Origin of the sequence: Martinezella paranaensis, from assembly GCF_014200235.1 — a bacterium.
Taxonomy (GTDB): domain Bacteria; phylum Pseudomonadota; class Alphaproteobacteria; order Rhizobiales; family Rhizobiaceae; genus Rhizobium; species Rhizobium paranaense.
The window spans coordinates 16925-34887 of record NZ_JACHBI010000024.1 but is presented as its reverse complement, the minus strand read 5'-3'; the positions used below and the strand labels follow the sequence as shown (position 1 = coordinate 34887).

Sequence of the window (17963 nt, the reverse complement as noted above, 5' to 3'; positions counted from 1 at the left end):
GCTTGCAGAGGGATTTCAACTCATCGTTTCACGGCGCGGCGGACGCTGTGCATCAGAATGGCGAGGCAGCCCAGCAGCAAAAGAAGCCCCCCGATCAATGGTGGCAGGCCGAGAAGCTTGACCGCGACGGCGACGATGATCACCAGGATCAGGGAAAAAGCCGCGAGGCTGCCATCGTCGATGAACATGCCGATGAGTTCGGATATGGCGATGCGGATGACGTTCATTGGGCTGCCTTTACTGTGGATTTGCCGACGGAGCCGCGCAGGCCGCGGATGATGGCGAAGGACGCCAGGGCAACGATTGCGAAGATGGCGATAAGCGCAAGATCGGCGCCCGGCCAATCAGCGCCAATTCCTTCGCCGGTCCAGAAGATGCCGAAGCTGGTCAACATCAGCCCGACCACGAATTTGAGCGTGTTTTCCGGCACGGTGGCGAGGGGGCGATGCACCAGCAGGCCGATCAGCATGACCAAGATGAAGGCGGCGAGGGCGCCGATGCCGGCATAGAGCGTCAGGCCATGGGCACCGCCGACGGCGATGACGATGAAGACCACCTCGACGCCTTCCAACAGCACCGCCTTGAAGGAGGCAAGGCCGGCGAGATAGTCGGCGCGCCGGTCTTCGGATTGTTGGCGGAGCGCTGCCGTTTCCTTGGAGAAGGCTGCTTCCTCATCGTGCAGAGCGATAACGCCGAGCGAGCGCAGAATGGCCTTTCGCAGCCAGCGCATGCCGAACAGGATCAGCAGAACGCCGACGACGAATTGCAGCGTGGTGATCGGTACCAGCGCGAGCAGCGGCCCGAAGATCAGGACGAGGGCCGCAAGCACCGCAAGCGCGAGAGCGGCACCCGTCAGCGCCGGGCGCCAGCTTCGCGTGACCCCAACGGCAAGGACGATGGTGAAGGCTTCCACGACTTCGACGAAGGAGCCGAGGAAGGAGGCCGTTATGGTGGAAAGAATGGGTGTGAGACTGTTCATGCAGTGAATCCTGGATAACGGATAGCTGTTGATTTTGCGTGATCTTATCCGAAAGCCGCTCGAATTTTTCGAGTAAGACCATGCCGAAAGTCACATTCATGATCACGTTTCGGTGCTTCCCGCGCAGATATGTAACAAAATCCGCATTGGCGCCGTATATTTTGCGGGACAGGTGATCGTCCCTTCTACGGGAGGTTCCAGGAATGTTGAACAGACGACTTCTTCTCATCGCTGCCGGCCTCGGGGCGGTTGCGGCTCGATTTGGTTTGGCATCAAGCCCAGCCGTTGCGGCCGGGAAATTTCCCGTTACCCACACCGACGAAGAATGGCACAAGCTGCTGACGTCGGACCAATATTCCGTACTGCGCGAGGAGGGGACGGAATATCCGTTTTCCAGCCCGCTGTTGCACGAGGAGCGCAAAGGCAATTTCGCCTGTGCCGGCTGCCAGCAGGATGTTTTCTCCTCAAGCACGAAGTTCGATAGCGGCACCGGCTGGCCGAGCTTTTGGGCGCCGATCGATGGCGCAGTCGGTACGACAGAGGATCATTCCTTCGGCATGACGCGTACCGCGGTGCATTGCAGCCGCTGCGGCGGCCATCTCGGCCATGTCTTTCCCGACGGACCAAAGCCGACAGGTCTGCGCTACTGCATGAACGGCGTTGCCATGTCATTCCACGCGATTTCGGCCTGATTGCCGAAAATGAGCACCGTGATCCTTTTTCTGGATATCAGGCGTCGCCTAATGCTGCCCGTACCGCGGGGATCACTTTCTGGGCATAAAGTTCGATGCAGCGCATCAGTTTGCTGTGGCTGAGCGTGCCGGCGCTGTATTTCAACTGGAAGCGGCTGATGCCGAGCGTCTTGATGACAGGCGCGAGCTTGGCGGCGACCGTTTCGGGCGAGCCGACATAGAGCGAGCCGTTTTCGATCTCGCTTTCGAATTCGTCGCGCGTTATCGGCGGCCAGCCGCGTTCGCGGCCGATGCGATCGCGCATCGCCTTGTAGTTCGGCCAGAGCTCCTCGCGGGCCTGATCGTCCGTATTGGCAATATAGCCCGGCGAATGGATGCCGATCAGCTGAACAGGGCGGCCCAATTGCGCGAATGCCCTGTGATAGAGATCGATATACGGCCGAAAGCGATAGGGGCTGCCGCCAATGATCGCCAGCATCAGCGGCAGATTATATTGCGCGGCGCGGACGACCGAAGCCGGACTGCCGCCAACACCGATCCATGTTTTCAGGTGACCCTTCTCGATCGTCGGGAAGACGCGTTGATTGCTGAGCGGCGGGCGCGTCGTTCCCTTCCAGGTGACCGGCTCATTGGAAAGCAGAGCCGCGAAAAGATCGAGCTTTTCCTCGAACAGCTTTTCATACTGCGACAGCTCAAAGCCGAAGAGCGGGAAGGATTCTGTGAACGAACCGCGGCCGAGGATCACCTCCGCGCGCCCGCTTGAGGCGGCGTCCAGGCTGGAAAAGCGCTGGAAGACACGGATGGGATCATCGGAACTCAGAACCGTCACGGCCGAGCCGAGGTGAATCCGCGACGTGCGGCCGGCAATGGCGGCAAGCACCGTTTCCGGCGAGGAAATCGCGAAATCCTGGCGATGATGCTCGCCGATGCCGAAGAAATCGATCCCGAGCTGGTCTGCGAGCACGCCTTCCTCGATCACATCGCGGATGACCTGTGCATGAGATTCCGGGGCCTCGTTTTCGTCCTGCGTCACGTCACCGAAAGTATCGAGCCCGAATTCGACAGTGTTTGCCGTCATGATGTTTCCGTTGCCTATCGCAATTGCGTTGTGGGCATTTACGCGCGTTCCCGCAGGCGAACCATCCGCAAAGTTTCGGAGGTTTCCTTCGAAGAATTCGATATGGCCGTGATGGTAGCGGGAGGTGTGCCCCAAATGCCGGGACCGTTGCGTTTGGCGGAGCCGCCGTCGATAGTGTCCCTGGGCACCCGATCGTCGGAGGAAGAGGCGCATGTCAGAGCTGAAGAAAATCAATCTCACGAAGGCCTTTGCGGGGTTCAATGAGCCCTGGGTCCCGCGGATCTGCGGGGACATCAACGACTTTCAGATCAAGCTAGTCAAACTCGAAGGCGCCTTTCATTGGCACCATCACGAAGAGGAGGACGAGTTGTTCCTCGTTGTCAAAGGCACGCTTCGCATGAAGCTGCGCGAGGAAAATGGCGGCGATATCGTCCTCGGCCCCGGCGAATACATCATCGTGCCGCACGGCGTCGAACATTGCCCGACCGCGGAGCCGACATGCGAGGTCCCGCTGCTGGAGAGGAATACGACGCTCAACACCGGCAATGTCGAGAATGAGCGCACGGTGCGTCAGCCGGCGCGGCTTTGAAGGATGTGGGACGAATTGCGGCTTCGGTTTAGCGAGACCGCAATTCGGATTCGGGGCTGACAGCCATCAATTCAATTGTGCCAGCTTGTTCGGCGGACGGCATTCGGCGAACACATCGAGGCTGCGGTCGTAGACCTTCGTCGCAATATCCATCAGGCCGAGGACGCTGTGGAAGATGTTGTCGTGAGAATGGGTGCCGTCAGCGGCGCGTTTTGCCAGGCAGGTCATGTCATAGCCGCCGGTCTTCGCCAGATCGTCGGCCAGCCAGACCAAGAATGGCACATGGGTCTGTTGCGCAGGTGCGATGATGTATGGTGTACCGTGCAGGTAAATCCCGTTCTCGCCAAGCGACTCGCCGTGATCGGAGAAGTAGACGACCGCGCCGGACAGCGAGTTTGAGCGCTGCTTCAATTTATCGATCACCGCCGAAACGATATGATCGGTGTAGAGGATCGTATTGTCATAGGCGTTGGTGATCTCCTCCGGCGTGCAACTGCCGAAATCGTTGGCGCGGCAGTCGGGGGTAAAGCGGCGGAACTCGTCGGGATAGCGCTGGTAGTAGGCTGGGCCATGGCTGCCGAGCTGGTGCAGCACGAGGACGCTGTCTCCTTTGATATGGTCCAGCCAGTTATCGACCTTGTCCACCAGGATCGCATCCAGGCATTCGCCATCCTTGCAGAAGCGGGGATCGGCCGATGTCGGCAGATAGGTGTAGGGCACGCGGTCGGTGACGTGATAGCTGCCAGTATCATTGTCCAGCCAGGAGACATCGACCTTGGCATGGGTCAGCACATCAAGCAGGTTCTGCGTCTCGAGGCCCTTCAGGTGGGTATATTGCTCCCGCGTATAGACCGAGAACAGGCAAGGGATCGAGGTTGCTGTCGCCGTCCCGCAACTGCTGGTGTTGGGGAAATAGACGACATTCTGTTTCGCCAGCTCCGGATTGGTCATCTTGCCATAGCCGCCGAGGGAAAAGTTTTGGGCTCGCGCCGTTTCGCCGGCGACGATGATGGTCACACGCGGCTTGCCGTTGTCGTTCGTGCCAACCCTGTGGGCGTCCGTGCCCAGAGGCTGCGCGACGATGCTTGAATCCTTGCGCGAATTGATGGCGTAGCGCACGGCGCTGGTGATCGGCATGACTGGATTGAGCATATCCACGAGATCGGGGTGCGCACGGCCGACACCTGCGAACGTCTTGTAGAAGCTGGTGCCTGCGATCACGAAGACGGCGAGGCAGGAGAGGATGACAGCGGTATTATGAGCAAGCTTCTTGAGAAGGGGACGATGCGCAATGCGCACCCACGCAATCACCAGAGAGGGTAAAACGCCCGTCAGCAGCACATGTGTCGCAAAGCGCAGCGTGATCAGATGGCCGGCCTCGGCACCCGTCGATACCGCCGCATTGCGAATCATCTCCTTGTCGATGATGACCCCGAACTGATCGTTGAACCAGGAGGACACCGCCGCCACGAGAACGAAGAAAATCAGGATCGGCTTCGTGAGGTATTTGGCGGAGAAAAACGTGAAGAGCGCCATGATGGCCGCGGCGATGCCAATGGCGAAGGCGGCAAAGGCGGTGGGTTCCGCAATAAAATAACCGTAGGCCTTGGTCCAAAACGTCTGGTTCGTCACAAGAAGGATATAAATCGTGGTTAAAAGGCAAAGAGTGACGCTGCCGATTGCTGGCCGGACGCTTTGCCGGCCAGGCTGGATGTTTTTATCGTTCAATGTTTTTCTCCAAGGCGTTTCCTGAAAAGCGGGTCGGGAAACCGTAAACCGCAGCGCATAGGACGCGACTTTGACTATTTTAAAGCGCGGGACCGTGCCCACCGTTGCTGACATTTACCTGAACGATATTCGTTTGTGCACTACTGATTGGCGATCGCTGTCCCTTATCTACTCTTTTCCGCCTGCGGGCAGGCGAATTTCAGGTCGCCGTCAGAAATCCCGATCATAGCTTCATCTCTTGCATAAGGGAGAAGTCGTGCGGATTTTGCTGGTCGAAGACGATGCCACCATCGGCAATGCAGTGCAGGATCATTTGCTTGCCGAAGGCTGGGCAGTTGATTGGTCGATGGACCTGCGGTCCGCGATGGCGGCGGTTTCGGCCGGAGCTTATAACGTTGTTCTTCTCGACCTTCGCCTGCCGGACGGAAGTGGCCTGGAATTGCTAAGATATATGGGGCCGAAGGTCTCTTCGATGCCGGTGATCATCATGTCCGCTTATGATCAGCTATCGGATCAGATGGCCGGAATGAGCATCGGTGCGGTCGATTATCTCATAAAGCCGTTCGGGCTCGGCGAACTCGCGGCCCGCATCCGCAAGGCAACGACGCCTTCAAGCAAAGGAAAACCGGGAAATTGCCGCTCGCACGTTCTTCCGAAAGTCGGCTGAACGGCGCAGCCACAATCCTCTCCTCAATGCTGCTGCGATCTGGAGTTGAAGAACTCGAAAACGCTCAGCATGGCTGCGAACATGACCAGCGACAAAAGCCAACCGAGGACTGCGTCGGACAGATAGTGCGCGCCGGTCAGCACACGCATCGTCGGCATCATAATCGATGTCACGGCGAGGGGCACCCCTAGAGGAAGACGCCAGCGTGGCGGCAGCAGCAGGGCGAGACAGAGAAGCCATCCGGCCGATGACGACTCTCCGGAAACGAAGGAACAATTCCTGAGGCACTTGCCGGCAAACGAGCCCGCCTGAACGAAATCCAACGCTCCACCGAAGAGATCGGTATCGCGGGGGCGCGGCCGGCCGGAGAAGGCTTTCAGGATCAAGTTGACGATGAGGCCACAGCCAATCGCAAGCGACAACAGCGCCGCCATGCACTGATCGATTTTCGGCGTGCGCCAGTTGGGTCCGAGTTTCTTCCAGGAGAGGAAGGGAACTGCAAGCAGCACGATCACCGCGATATAGGGTAAAACGAGCGTGATCGAGCGCAGGATGACGAAGGGCCGATCCTTGTCGTAGGCAAACATGCCGCAGATGTCGTCGGCCGAATCGGTCCACGGACAAGGCTTACTCGTAAAGACGCTGCGGGCGACGGAAATATCGATCTCGGGAAATCTGTTGAAGAGAAGAAGGAGCAAACACCACAGTGCCGACAGCGCCAGGAAAGAGGCAAGCGGCTTGCCGAACGGCGCAGCACTTTTGGGGTAAGCAGCATAATTGTCGTACATCAGGAAAGGCCGTTTTCCGTCATCGCATATAGGAATAGGGCGAGATTCGGCTCTCGCGAAACGCGCTAACGATCTTCGCCCAGCTTTCCCTACGGTAGAAGCCTGACAGCAGCCTGAAACATCAGATGCTTAGGAAGTGCGGTTCGTCTTCTCGACGGGCAGCATTGTTATCTTGCTTTGCGCGCCCGTCACTCGCCGGTCTGGAAATAGGCTTCGAGACGATAGCCGTCGGGATCGATGACGAAGGCTGCGTAATAGAATTGGCTGTAGTCAGGCCGGATGCCCGGTTTGCCGTTGTCTTCGCCGCCATTGGCAAGCCCGGCGGCGTAAAAGGCGTCGACGGCCTCCTGGCTTGGTGCGACGAAGCAGAAATGCAGGCCGGAGCCGCGATCCGCCGGAACGGGGTGCTCCACCTCCATGACCCAGAACTGTGCCCGTTCAGCGCCATATCCGACCGTGCCGTCGAAATTCGACAGCCGCTCATAGCCGAGCGGCGCTAGCGTCGCATCATAGAATTGCCGTGCTCTTTCCAGGCTTTTGACGCCAATCGAGACATGATCGAACATAAATGCAGGCTCCTATTATCCGCTTCCTCGGCCTCATGATTGCCAAGGCTAAGGGTACGACATCCCTTCAAAATCCAATGGCTTCGGATGTTGGATCCAACCATCTTTCAACGACCGTTTGAAGTCAATGAAGAGTGGCAGGCGCCCATTTGGGATCTTGTGCACGAGACGCGCTCGATTCTCTGCATTGGGCAGATTGCCTGCACACAACTAGAATTGATAGGGTGGCGGTGCTGATGGATTTCGACGAATTGCAGGCTTTCGTGGGGCGTTTGATCAATCCGCTTGACTCACAATCAAGACTTGGCAACTCAGCCGCACATTTTTTTCAAATCGTCTGTCGATTTCCGAAGGGTTGCTTCGTCGTCGTATTGAGCGAGACAATTTCGCGGCAATGGCGCCAGCGGCTCGGCTCGAGAGGAATGGTCAAATGCGTTTCATGTCTATCATCACTTCTGCTCAAATGGGCATGCCGACGCCGGAGCTCATGGAAGCCATCGGCAAGCTCGCCGATCGCGAGATCAAGGCCGGCCGCATGATCGATACCGCCGGACTTATGCCGATGGAAACCGGAGCCCGCGTCAGCATCAAAGACGGAAAGCTCGTCATCGTCGACGGCCCGTTCGTCGAGGCCAAGGAAGTGGTCGGCGGCTATGCGATCTTCGAATTTCAGAACAAGGAGGAGGCTCTGGCGCTGACGGTCGAATTCATGCAGCTCCACATAGATCACATGCCGGGCTGGGAAGGCACCTGCGAGGTTCGTCCGTTCTTCACGCCGGATATGAACCCATGCAGCGCACACTCGGTCGCGGTCGCGGTCGCTTGAGGCGAATGGCTGAAAGAAGGGACGGGCGGCCGTGACGGCCGCCGACGCCCACCGCACGATCCTGGCTGTATGGCGGATCGAGCAGCCCAGGCTGATCACCAGCTTGGCAAGGATGCTGCGCGACGTGCCGTTGGCGGAGGACCTCACTCAAGAAGCGCTGTTGGCGGCGCTGGAACGGTGGCCCGAGACCGGCGTTCCGGAAAGGCCGGGTGCATGGCTGATGGCGACCGCCAAGCGGCGGGCGCTGGATCATCTGCGCCGCCGCCCGATGCTTGAGCGCAAGCATGAGATGATTGCCCTGGATATGGACGAGGAGCAGCAGGCCATGCCCGATGTAGACGCTGCCCTCGACGATGACATAGGCGACGAATTGCTCCGTCTCGTCTTCACCGCCTGCCATCCGCTGCTATCGCGGGAAGCCCGCGTCGCATTGGCGCTGCGGATGATTTGTGGCTTGACGACAGAGGAGATTGCCAGAGCTTTTCTGCTGCCGGAGGCGACGATTGCCCAGCGCATTGTCCGCGCCAAACGAACCCTTTCGGAGTCGGGGCTGGCCTATGAGACCCCCGGCGGCGAGGAACTCGCGCAACGGCTTGCCTCCGTATTGGAGGTCGTCTATCTGATTTTCAACGAGGGCTATACGGCGGCGCGCGGCGAGGACTGGCTGCGGCCGCAGCTCTGCAACGAAGCGTTGCGCATGGGCCGCATCCTCACCTCCATTGCACCGAATGAGCCCGAAGCGCATGCGCTGCTGGCGCTGATGGAACTGAATGCCTCACGCACCGCCGCGCGCACAGATGCCGTCGGTGAGCCGATCCTTCTGCTGGAACAGAACCGCGCCCTTTGGGATCAGCTACAGATCCGGCGGGGACTGCGGGCACTTGCACGGGCGCGGGACCTCGGCGGCGCGGGCGGCGCTTATGCACTGCAGGCGGCAATCGTCGCCTGCCACGCGGAGGCTCGAACGGCCGATGCGACGGATTGGTTACGTATTGCTAGGCTCTATGGGGAGCTGGCGGCGCTTATGCCTTCGCCGGTCATCGAACTCAATCGCGCGGTCGCGGTGGGCATGGCGGAAGGGCCGGAGGCGGGGCTGGCGATCGTGGATCATCTCGCAGATGAGCCGGCGCTCAGGGGATATCACCTGCTGCCGAGCGTTCGCGGTGATCTGCTCCAAAAACTCGCCCGCTACGGGGAGGCTAAAGCCGCTTTCGAGGCGGCCGCTGCTCTGGCCGGAAACCAGCGGGAACGCGACCTCTTGATGCGGCGTGCCGCCGAGGCGGCATCGCTGTTGTCATAATGGCATCCTCCGACAATCCGCTTCGGGACGATCGGAGCTGGGCTGATGACGAGTACCCGCACCCGAGGTGATGCGGGTACTCGCGACGCCGACTATTCCGCCGCCTGATAGACATTCGAACGCGATGTCGATGTCCTCGGGCCGACCGCCGCCAGCAATGTCACCGTAGCGGCCAATATCGCGACGAAGGCGGTGCCGGCGATATAGGGATTCCAGCCGAAGCTTGGTGCCGCGCCGAAGATGGCGGATGCGGCTGCCAACACGATGCCGCCGCCGATCTGGAAGGAGGCGAACAGCAGCCCGGAGGCCAGGCCCGACTTATCGTCTTCGACATCGGACAGTGCCGCCACCTGCACCGACGGATAGGTCATGGCATAGCCGACGCCAAGCAATAGCTGAGAGACGGCGACGAGCAGGATCGGATTGATATTTCCGACCGAGAGGACCCAAAAGACATAGCTGATAGCCTGCAGTCCGACACCAAGCGTCATCAGGCCGGTCGTGCCGCGATTTTGCCCGATCGCCGCAAATCGCGGTGCGAGGAACATCACGCAGACGCCGCCGAAGGCGAAGGAGAAGCCGGTGGCGAAAGCCGACCAGCCGACGACGTCCTGATAGTAGAGCGTCGCGATGAACTGGAAGCCGACATAGACGCCCTGGAAGAGCGCGGCGATGGCGTTGGCATGGCTGAGCTTTGCCCGCCGGAAGATGGCAAGCGGCACCATCGGATCCCTGTGCCGCGCTTCGACCAGCAGGAAGAGCAGGATGAGGACCAGCGCCGCGACCAATGCTCCCCAGGTGGGAAATGCCTGCCAGCCGGCGGCAGCGGCGTTGGTGATGCCGAAGACGAACAGCAGCAATCCGGGCGTGATCGTCAGCGCACCGGCCCAGTCGAAGTGAGGCCGCGGCCCGGTCCGCTGATGATCGGCAGGCAGGACGAAGGGCGCAAGCACCAGAGCGAGGATGGCAACGGGCGCTCCCATGACCAGCGTCGCCCGCCAGCTAATGATGGTTGCGGCTCCGCCAAGCACCATGCCGAGCACAAAGCCGGCGGCGCCAGTAGAGGAGAACACCCCGAGCGCCTTGGCGCGGGCGCTTCCTTCTCCAAACACGGACAGCAGTAGGGCGAGCGCGGCCGGCGCGGTGAAGGCTGCGGCAATGCCTTTGATCAGGCGTGCAGCGATCAAGGTCGGCGCGCTGTCGACGAACCCGCCGGCGATGCTGGCGGCGGCGAAGACGCCAAGCGACCAGAGGAAGACGCGGCGGTGGCCGAAAAGATCGGCAACGCGGCCGCCGAGCAGCAGAAAGCCGCCATAACCGAGCACATAGGCGCTGACGGCCCATTGCAGCGATGTCGCCTGTATGCCGAGCTCGGTTTGGATTGCGGGCAGGGCCACGCCGATGGTGGAGACATCCATGGCGTCCAGGAAGTTGGCGGCGCAAAGCAGCAGCAATGCCAGCCCGGCCCCACTTCGTGATTTGGAATAAGTCATCGGAATCGTTCCTTCCTATGCTGCCGTCTCTCGGGAGGTTGGCGGGCGGCAGGGAACGAGAAAATGTACAGCTTCTAACCCTATTGCAAATTGATAGTAACCATGCCAGGTATTACTGGTGATGATGAATGATGCTACGCTTCGAAAAATCGATCTCAATCTGTTGCTCGCCTTTTCCGTGCTCATGCAGGAACGGAATGTGAGCCGCGCTGCCGAGCGCCTGCTGCTTGGCCAGCCCGGCCTGTCGGCTGCGCTGCGTCGATTGCGCGAGACGCTCGATGACGAATTGTTCGTGCGTGTCGGGCGGGGTCTACAGCCGACGCCGCGCGCACTCGCCATTGCGCCAGCCATCGAGGATGCACTTTCGGGCATCGAACGCGCCATCCGCCCGCCAACGGCCTTCGACCCGGCAAGCTGGCAGGGCGAGTTCCGCGTCGGCATGTGCGACAATCTCGAATCCGCTTTCTTCGGCCCGCTGGTGGCGCGGTTGCGGCTGCAGGCGCCAGGGGCGCGTTTGATCGGCGTGGCTTTCGACAAGCGTGACGCCGGGCGTTTGCTGGACGAGGGCGCCTATGATTTCAGCGTCTCGGTGCATGACGAGCCGGCATCCTGGCATATTCGCGCGCCGCTGTTCGAGCAGGCATCGGTTTGTATCTACGACCCTCACCAGCTAAGGCTGACCGCGCCGCTGAGCTTCAAGGATTTTGTCGCCGCCGCTCACGTCACCGTGTCCTTTGAAGGCAATACATCGAGCAACGTCGATATTGCTCTCGCCCGCACCGGCGATCGCCGGCAGGTGGTGGCGACGGTGCCGCGCTTTTCGGCTCTGCCGACGGTTTTGCGGGCAATGCCGGCCATTGCCACGATCCCGGAATCCATTGCCCGCTGCATGGCCCAGCTTCATGGCCTCACCATTTCGGAGCCGCCGCTTGATCTGCCGGCCGAGCCGGTGACGATGCTCTACCGTCGCGTTGACCGGACGGACAGCCGGGCAGTTTGGTTCCGCCGGCTGTTCGTGGAAATCGCGGCAGAGTCATTGCAAGCATCCGGGTGCCGCATGGGCGTTTCCACGGCTGCCTGCTGCTTCGACCAGGTTCCTTTGGCTGAGGCAGTGTGAAGCTTCAAGAGAGCGGCCCCATGCCATCACCTTTGGTCAGACACACGAAACGCCTGCTGCTGCGCATGCCCGCGGAGGCGGATCTCGATTTCGTGACGGACCTCTTTGCCCGGCCGGAACTCGTTGCGCATCGGCCCGATCCCACACCGGATACGCGGGACGCAAGTGCTCAACGTCTCTCTCGTGACATGGAGCATTGGCGTAATCACGGATTCGGTCGCTGGGCTGTCGAGGCGGATGGCAGGCTGATCGGCTTCGGCGGCGTGACGGTGTCGAAGGAATTCGACGGTCTCAACCTGTCCTATCACCTGCATCCGGATAGCTGGGGACAGGGCTATGCGACCGAATTGGTAGATGATGTTTTATCTTTCTCGTTCAACAGCTTGCATGCCGAACGGATGATCGGTCTCGTCCGCTCGGCCAATGCCGCTTCCAGACATGTGCTGGAAAAATGCGGCTTCACTTTCGAGCGTGAAGTCATGCTGCACGGTGCGCCGACCAATCTCTTTGCGCTCACGGCTTGCGGCCAAATGGGATGACCGCCAAACGGCTGTCATCCCGCCCATATGGGCGTAGACGAATTGCAGGCTCTTCTTTTTGCCCGTCCCATTCCACAATGGGGTTCGACAATCCGCGCCATGCGCGAGAGTGCAAGGGGGAGACCGCGATGACGGAAACTCGTCTGACAGGGGAAGACGCGTCCAACGCGAGCATGAGTCAAAACGTGCTCTCCGGTGTCGGTGCAGGACATCTGGCGCTGGTTCCGACATGGATGCCGTTGGATCTTGCATCGAACCAGAACGTCAATTCCGCAGGAAGCGGCGGCGACGGAATCGCGACCGGCCTTATCAGCAGCAATCCCCTCGCGATCTTCATCCCATCCAACACGGCGGTAGCCGGCCCTCATTCGACAGTAGACGCCTTTCAGGGCAATGGTGCGCTTATCAATCAACACTCTACCGAAATGGCCGGCCTAGGCGGCGATGGCGGCAGCGGCAATGTCGCGCTCGGCGGTATCGGCAGCACCTCCGTCAACCATGCCGGAACTGGCGGCAACGGCCTGTTTTTCGGCGGTATCGTGAGCTCCGATGTTGCCGTCTTCGCTCCGGTGAATACCGCCGTCGCTGGCGGTGAGGGATCCGTCGCGCATTCGGAACAGACGAACAACGCAGCGTTTCTGCAAGGTGCAACCCAGATCGGCGGCGTCGGCGGCTCGGGCGGCGACCATAATCTGGCTGCCGGCGGGGGGCCGGAGAGCGGCGGTTCAAACGCCGGAAATACACTCATTTTCAACGGTGACAACTATGCGGGCCATGGTGGCGATGGCCACTTCATCGGCAGTATGATCGATGTGAACGTCGCCATTTTTTCGCCAATCAACATCGCGATCGGCGCTGCTGGCGGCTCGGCGGAAGCCCACCAGACGAACGATGTGGTTTTCGACCAGGGCGGTATCCAGATGGCGGGTATCGGCGGCAATGGCGGTAGTTTCAACTTGTCGTCGGACACGATCTTCACCGGACACAGCGTGGGTGGCGGCGGCGGATCGGGATCTTCGACCGGCAGTTTGGTCGATGTCAGCCTCGGATATTTCCATCCGATCAACATTGCTGTTCCGGCCGGCGGCACGGCCGACGCCCAGCAGATCGACCATGTCCTCACCGATCAGCATACGCTGCAACTGGCGGGCATAGGCGGTCACGGCGGTGAGGGTAACCTGACGGATGCCCATTCGGCTCTCGTCGATGACATCCTCAATTTCATGCACACCTAGATCGGCTGAGCCTTTCAGAGACTGCTTTATCTTTTGTTTTTTCGCAGTTGCGGATGGAAAAGCCGCTCAGCACTTTTGTAGAAATTGCGTCAGAAGCGCGTGTTCGCAGGAACACGCGCAGATCATTTCAGTTCCGCGTTCCAACTCTCAACGGAAGCGTTCGTAGAGAGCATGCCCCCTTTTTGCGAGCCCCGTGCCTGCTGTTATTTCGGCATAACCATTTGGGATACATCCTCTTTCCCGGCCATACCCCACCCAAAGGGACATCTCCGAATATCCGGCTGGTTCACCGGTTGAATTGCGAGCACTGTCTGCAAGCGGTTTTCTTGCCAGGTAATGACGTACCGGCATCGGGCCGTGGGAGACTTTCGGACCGAATAGGAGAGGAGCTACACTATGCCTATTCCACAGATAACTGACACGATCAATCTCACCGATCCGTCTGCAGGCAACGCAAATGCCGGCAATGGCGGCGATGGATACGGCAATGGTAATATCCATTATGATCCCAGTGCCTATGTCAATAACTACCAGGACGTCTACGGCGCCTCAACTGATCTCCATAATGGCGATCACGTTCATCAGACGGCTGACTGGGATGCCGGCGGTGGCGGAGCTGGCGGATTGGCCCAAGCTTATAACGCCGCGTTTTCAGCACTCACCAGCACCGGTGGAGCTGGCGGGAGCGCCACTTCGAACGGTAGCCAAGGCTCTGTGAGCGGCGGCGACGTAGCAGCGGTTTCTGCAGCCACGACAGCTACGCAAACCACCCAGTCGTTTGTCGACCAGCATGCCACTATCGTGTCCGGCGCCGGTGGTAATGGCGGTAACGGCAACCTGGCCGAGGGCGGCAGCATCTCGACGGCATTGGTTCATACGGACACCCTCAGCACGGCCGTATCGAATGCTTTCGATCATTTTGACAATTCTTTCGGCGGCAGCATCGACGTGCACCACCTCGGTACGTGATCGATTTATGCCAACCGGCCCGTTAATTCGGGTCCTGAGGATCGCAGGTTCAGGCCAGCGATCCTCGTATTTATGACAGTTCGACCAAGCATTCGCCTTGTCATAATCCGGAGCTGCGAGATCTGATGACGCCAACAAATCTTGCACAACCCCAGCGCCAGCAAACTCAACTGGTCATGGCACTACGGGCCTGCGCCGGGGCCTTCGGCTTGGTCTTTCTCTATAGCAGCGGCTATAATCTCTTTCTTCTCGCCCCTTCCATCTATCTTTTGCAAATATACGACCGGGTAATGTCGAGCCGCAGCGTCGATACGCTGGTGATGCTGACACTCATCGTCGCCGTTGCGGTGGTGGTCGGATCCACCCTTGATATCGTCCGCAGAGCAGCGCTTTCACGCATCGGCAGTTGGCTGGACCATCGTCTGCGTCCGGACGTCCTGAACGCTTCATTCGAATACGCGTCCCGTGCGGATACCAGTGTTGCGGCCGATTGTTATCGCGACCTTGCCTCGCTGCGTCAGTTCCTCGATTCACCGGCAAGTGCACTTCTTTTCGATATTCCCTGGGCTCCGGTATTCCTGCTGCTGCTCTTTCTCGTTCATCCTCTGCTGGGCGTGATCGGCCTTCTGAGCGCAGTCGCTCTCCTGTCGCTCGCCCTCCTGACGGAACTGGCGACGCAGCAGCCGATCGCACAGGCGAATCTTGCGCTGTCGCGGAGCTACATGCGGCTTGCGACGGCTCTTCGATATATTCAGGTGATCCGTGCCATGGGAATGCAGGACGGTGCGGCGCAGATCGTCTACCGCGATGCCGAGAGGGCCAGAAAAGCCCAGGACACCGCGATGCACCGCACCGAGATCATTCTGGGGTTCTCGAAATCCATCAGGACACTAACCCAGATTCTGGTCATGGGAGCGGCCACCTGGCTGGTGCTCGCGGATAACAGCAGCCCCGGTATCATCTTTGTCTCAAGCCTGTTGCTCGGCCGCGGTCTTGCACCCGTCGAGGGCGCGATCGGCGCATGGCGCTCGTTTGCGTTTGCGCGCAACTCCTTCAATCGTCTCAACAAGATGCTGATCCTTGTGTCTACGCAGGAGGATCCCAGAACGATCCCTGTTCCCGATCCGAGTGGCCTCATCCTGGACAATGTCGGCTACGCCTTGCAGTTTGCTGATCGGCCCATAGTGAAGGGCGTCACGCTGCACCTGTTGCCGGGTGATTGCATGGCGCTCATCGGCCCGTCAGGATCCGGCAAGTCGACGCTCGGCCGCATCATGGCCGGCGTCCTGCATCCGACAAGCGGATGCACCCTTCTGGGCGGCGTCGACATTTCCGCGCTGCGCCTTTGCGGCGATACTCGTCATGTCGGCTATCTGCCACAGGATATCGAACTTTTCGGCGGAGCCATCAAGGACGTCATCGGGCGCCTGGACGGCGCGGACCCCACCAGGGCCATCGAAGCGGCCAAGCTTGTCGGACTGCACGAAACGATCATGCGGCTGCCGCAGGGCTACGAGACCGACATCGGCGAGGGTGGGAACTTGCTGCTGCGCGCTCAGCGGCAGCAGCTCGGATTGGCACGCGCCGCTTACGGAAATCCCTCGCTCGTGGTGCTCGACGATCCGAATTCCAGTCTGGACTATGAGGGCGAACGCATCCTGTACAACGCGATCGAACGCATGAGATCCAGACGAATGATCGTCGTCATCATTACCCATCGGATGGGAGTTCTGCCCATCACCAACAAGATCGCGATCATGCGCAATGGCATGGTCAATGCGTTTGGGGAGAGCGAGCATATATACGACACCTATCTTCGCCCGCCGTCGCCGGCGCCGGCGCAGACACTGGAAGGAAAGGCTGCGTCATGACCACCGTCCTTCCTTCCGGCGCTTCAGCCAAATTCATAAACGCGTCAAACCCAAGCAGCCGGTCTGCACAGCGATTGGAAGCGGCCAAGAAGTTCCTGAGCTATGCCCCTGTCGTCGATACCGATTTCATGAGGCTGGCACCGCCGTCGCCGATGCCGGTACTACGGTCAGTGAAGCGGACGGGCAATCTGCTGATTTGCGTGTTCATTCTGGGTTTCGGGATTTGGTCGCTCCTGGCTCCGCTGAAGAGCGCGGCGGTGGCGTCGGGTGTCGTGGAGCCGGAGTTCAGCCGCAAGACCATCCAGCATCTGGAGGGCGGAATCATACGACAGATTCTCGTCAAGAACGGTGACGCCGTCACTTCGGGGCAGGTGCTCATCGAACTTGACGATACGAAGTCGCGGTCGGAACGGGATAGCGTTCAAGGGCAGCTCTGGGACGCCGAGGGCATGCATGCGCGCCTGGTTGCCGAAGAGAGTGGCACCGACCAGATCACCTTCCCACAGGACCTTATAGCGTTGATGAACGACACTCCGTCGGTCAAAGCCATCATGGTGGGGCAGCAAAGGATATTCGAGACGCGCCGCCAGGTGATGCAATCCGAGATCGGGATCACGCAGGAGAAGATGCGGCAGGTTCAGCAGGAGATCATGGGTCTCGGCGCGCAGAAGGCATCGCTTGCCGACAGGGCCGAGATCTCCCGGCAGGAGATGGAGTCGGCCACCAGCCTCGTTTCCAAAGGGGCGGAGAGAAAGAGCAGGATTTTCAATCTCGGGCGTGAGAAGGCCGACATCGATGGTCAGGCTGGTGAGGTGGACGCCCAGATATCGCGTGCCTATCAGGTGATCAGCGAGGCGCAGGCCAATCTGGTGAAGCTGCAGAGCGATCGGTTGAATGAGGTCGCTCAGGGTCTGCGCGACACGGAAAGTCAGATTCTGCAGTTGAGCGAACGTTTGCGGGCGATCGACGATCAGCTTGCCAGAACCGAAATCCGGGCGCCCGAGGACGGGGTGATCATGGACCTGCATTTTCATACGGCAGGCGGCGTGGTCGGCGCGGGTGAACCACTTGTCGATCTGGTACCGCGCGAAGCCCATCTCGTGATATCGGCCCATGTCCGGCCGGAGGATATTAATTTGGTGCGACCGGGGTTGGATGCACAAGTTCATCTTCTACCTTATAATCAGCGGCGGGTTCCGCTGCTGAAAGGTATCGTGGACTATGTCTCCGCGGATCGCCTTGTCGATAAGCAGACCGGTCAGGCCTACTATGCAGCGACGATCCGCGTGACAGACGAACGATTGGCGAAGATGCACGATGTCGCGATGGTTCCGGGCATGCCCGCCCAAACATTGATCGAAACGGGCAAGAGCAGTGTCGCGTTTTATGCAATCAGACCGCTTCTGGATAGCTTCAACAGAGCGTTTCGTGAGGATTGAAGTGAGCTCCGAAGCAGAAGACTCGGAAATGCGACGCGAATATGGATTGGTACTCCCACCATTCCTTCCTGGCGCCTCTGAATTTCT

Annotated in this window: 18 protein-coding genes; 11 read left to right on the top strand and 7 right to left on the bottom strand. The window is 59.7% G+C overall.

All coding sequences use genetic code 11. The annotated features are described in order from the left end of the window. Positions 1-20: 20 nt before the first annotated feature. Together GGD50_RS30975 and GGD50_RS30970 are read right to left on the bottom strand one after the other, a co-directional pair. Positions 21-227, bottom strand: coding sequence for a hypothetical protein (locus GGD50_RS30975; protein WP_107108896.1), 207 nt, complete (start codon positions 225-227; stop codon positions 21-23). Beyond that, complete coding sequence (locus GGD50_RS30970; protein WP_107108895.1) at positions 224-979, bottom strand: COG4280 domain-containing protein; 756 nt, start codon at positions 977-979, stop codon at positions 224-226. Before GGD50_RS30970 ends, GGD50_RS30975 begins: the two co-directional genes overlap by 4 nt. Before the next feature lie 203 nt (positions 980-1182). On the opposite strand from GGD50_RS30970, the gene msrB reads away from it, so the two are divergent. Continuing rightward, positions 1183-1671: a peptide-methionine (R)-S-oxide reductase MsrB gene (gene msrB, locus GGD50_RS30965; protein ID WP_107108894.1), complete on the top strand. Its 489-nt coding sequence runs from the start codon at positions 1183-1185 to the stop codon at positions 1669-1671. A gap of 37 nt (positions 1672-1708) precedes the next feature. Here the strand turns inward: msrB and GGD50_RS30960 are convergent, their stop codons facing one another. After that, positions 1709-2749 carry an LLM class flavin-dependent oxidoreductase gene (locus tag GGD50_RS30960; protein ID WP_107108893.1) on the bottom strand — a complete coding sequence of 347 codons (1041 nt, stop codon included), beginning with the start codon at positions 2747-2749 and terminating at the stop codon, positions 1709-1711. A 211-nt stretch (positions 2750-2960) separates the two neighbouring features. Between GGD50_RS30960 and GGD50_RS30955 the strand changes: the two genes are divergently transcribed. Further along, positions 2961-3338 (top strand): cupin domain-containing protein, encoded by a 378-nt coding sequence (locus GGD50_RS30955; RefSeq protein WP_107108892.1) that lies wholly within the window; start codon positions 2961-2963, stop codon positions 3336-3338. Positions 3339-3404: 66 nt separating this feature from the next. Here GGD50_RS30955 and GGD50_RS30950 read toward each other — a convergent pair whose 3' ends face one another. Continuing rightward, the gene (locus GGD50_RS30950; protein WP_107108891.1) at positions 3405-5066 is read right to left on the bottom strand and encodes a phosphoethanolamine transferase; all 1662 of its coding nucleotides are present in this window, start codon (positions 5064-5066) and stop codon (positions 3405-3407) included. 256 nt (positions 5067-5322) lie between these two features. Here GGD50_RS30950 and GGD50_RS30945 point away from each other — a divergent pair, with 256 nt between their 5' ends. Further along, positions 5323-5733 (top strand): response regulator, encoded by a 411-nt coding sequence (locus GGD50_RS30945; protein WP_107108890.1) that lies wholly within the window; start codon positions 5323-5325, stop codon positions 5731-5733. A gap of 23 nt (positions 5734-5756) precedes the next feature. Here the strand turns inward: GGD50_RS30945 and GGD50_RS30940 are convergent, their stop codons facing one another. Both GGD50_RS30940 and GGD50_RS30935 read right to left on the bottom strand, forming a co-directional pair. Further along, positions 5757-6521: a phosphatase PAP2 family protein gene (locus GGD50_RS30940; protein WP_107108889.1), complete on the bottom strand. Its 765-nt coding sequence runs from the start codon at positions 6519-6521 to the stop codon at positions 5757-5759. A 188-nt stretch (positions 6522-6709) separates the two neighbouring features. Beyond that, positions 6710-7087, bottom strand: a complete 378-nt coding sequence (locus GGD50_RS30935; protein WP_107108888.1) for a VOC family protein — start codon at positions 7085-7087, stop codon at positions 6710-6712. 430 nt (positions 7088-7517) lie between these two features. On the opposite strand from GGD50_RS30935, the gene GGD50_RS30930 reads away from it, so the two are divergent. After that, complete coding sequence (locus GGD50_RS30930) at positions 7518-7913, top strand: YciI family protein (RefSeq protein ID WP_107108887.1); 396 nt, start codon at positions 7518-7520, stop codon at positions 7911-7913. 31 nt (positions 7914-7944) lie between these two features. After that, positions 7945-9213, top strand: coding sequence for an RNA polymerase sigma factor (locus tag GGD50_RS30925; RefSeq protein WP_107108886.1), 1269 nt, complete (start codon positions 7945-7947; stop codon positions 9211-9213). Positions 9214-9305: 92 nt separating this feature from the next. Here the strand turns inward: GGD50_RS30925 and GGD50_RS30920 are convergent, their stop codons facing one another. Next, positions 9306-10706: an MFS transporter gene (locus tag GGD50_RS30920; RefSeq protein WP_107108885.1), complete on the bottom strand. Its 1401-nt coding sequence runs from the start codon at positions 10704-10706 to the stop codon at positions 9306-9308. 121 nt (positions 10707-10827) lie between these two features. Here GGD50_RS30920 and GGD50_RS30915 point away from each other — a divergent pair, with 121 nt between their 5' ends. The 6 genes from GGD50_RS30915 to GGD50_RS30890 all read left to right on the top strand — a co-directional run bounded on the left by GGD50_RS30915 (position 10828) and on the right by GGD50_RS30890 (position 17876). Then, complete coding sequence (locus GGD50_RS30915) at positions 10828-11823, top strand: LysR family transcriptional regulator (protein WP_107108884.1); 996 nt, start codon at positions 10828-10830, stop codon at positions 11821-11823. 20 nt (positions 11824-11843) lie between these two features. Continuing rightward, complete coding sequence (locus GGD50_RS30910; protein ID WP_107108883.1) at positions 11844-12362, top strand: GNAT family N-acetyltransferase; 519 nt, start codon at positions 11844-11846, stop codon at positions 12360-12362. 128 nt (positions 12363-12490) lie between these two features. Continuing rightward, positions 12491-13597, top strand: coding sequence for a hypothetical protein (locus tag GGD50_RS30905; RefSeq protein WP_107108882.1), 1107 nt, complete (start codon positions 12491-12493; stop codon positions 13595-13597). A gap of 396 nt (positions 13598-13993) precedes the next feature. Beyond that, the gene (locus tag GGD50_RS30900; RefSeq protein WP_107108881.1) at positions 13994-14566 is read left to right on the top strand and encodes a PE-PGRS family protein; all 573 of its coding nucleotides are present in this window, start codon (positions 13994-13996) and stop codon (positions 14564-14566) included. 125 nt (positions 14567-14691) lie between these two features. Further along, positions 14692-16437, top strand: coding sequence for a type I secretion system permease/ATPase (locus GGD50_RS30895; RefSeq protein ID WP_107108880.1), 1746 nt, complete (start codon positions 14692-14694; stop codon positions 16435-16437). Then, complete coding sequence (locus tag GGD50_RS30890) at positions 16434-17876, top strand: HlyD family type I secretion periplasmic adaptor subunit (RefSeq protein WP_107108879.1); 1443 nt, start codon at positions 16434-16436, stop codon at positions 17874-17876. Before GGD50_RS30895 ends, GGD50_RS30890 begins: the two co-directional genes overlap by 4 nt. The last annotated feature ends 87 nt before the right edge of the window (positions 17877-17963 follow it).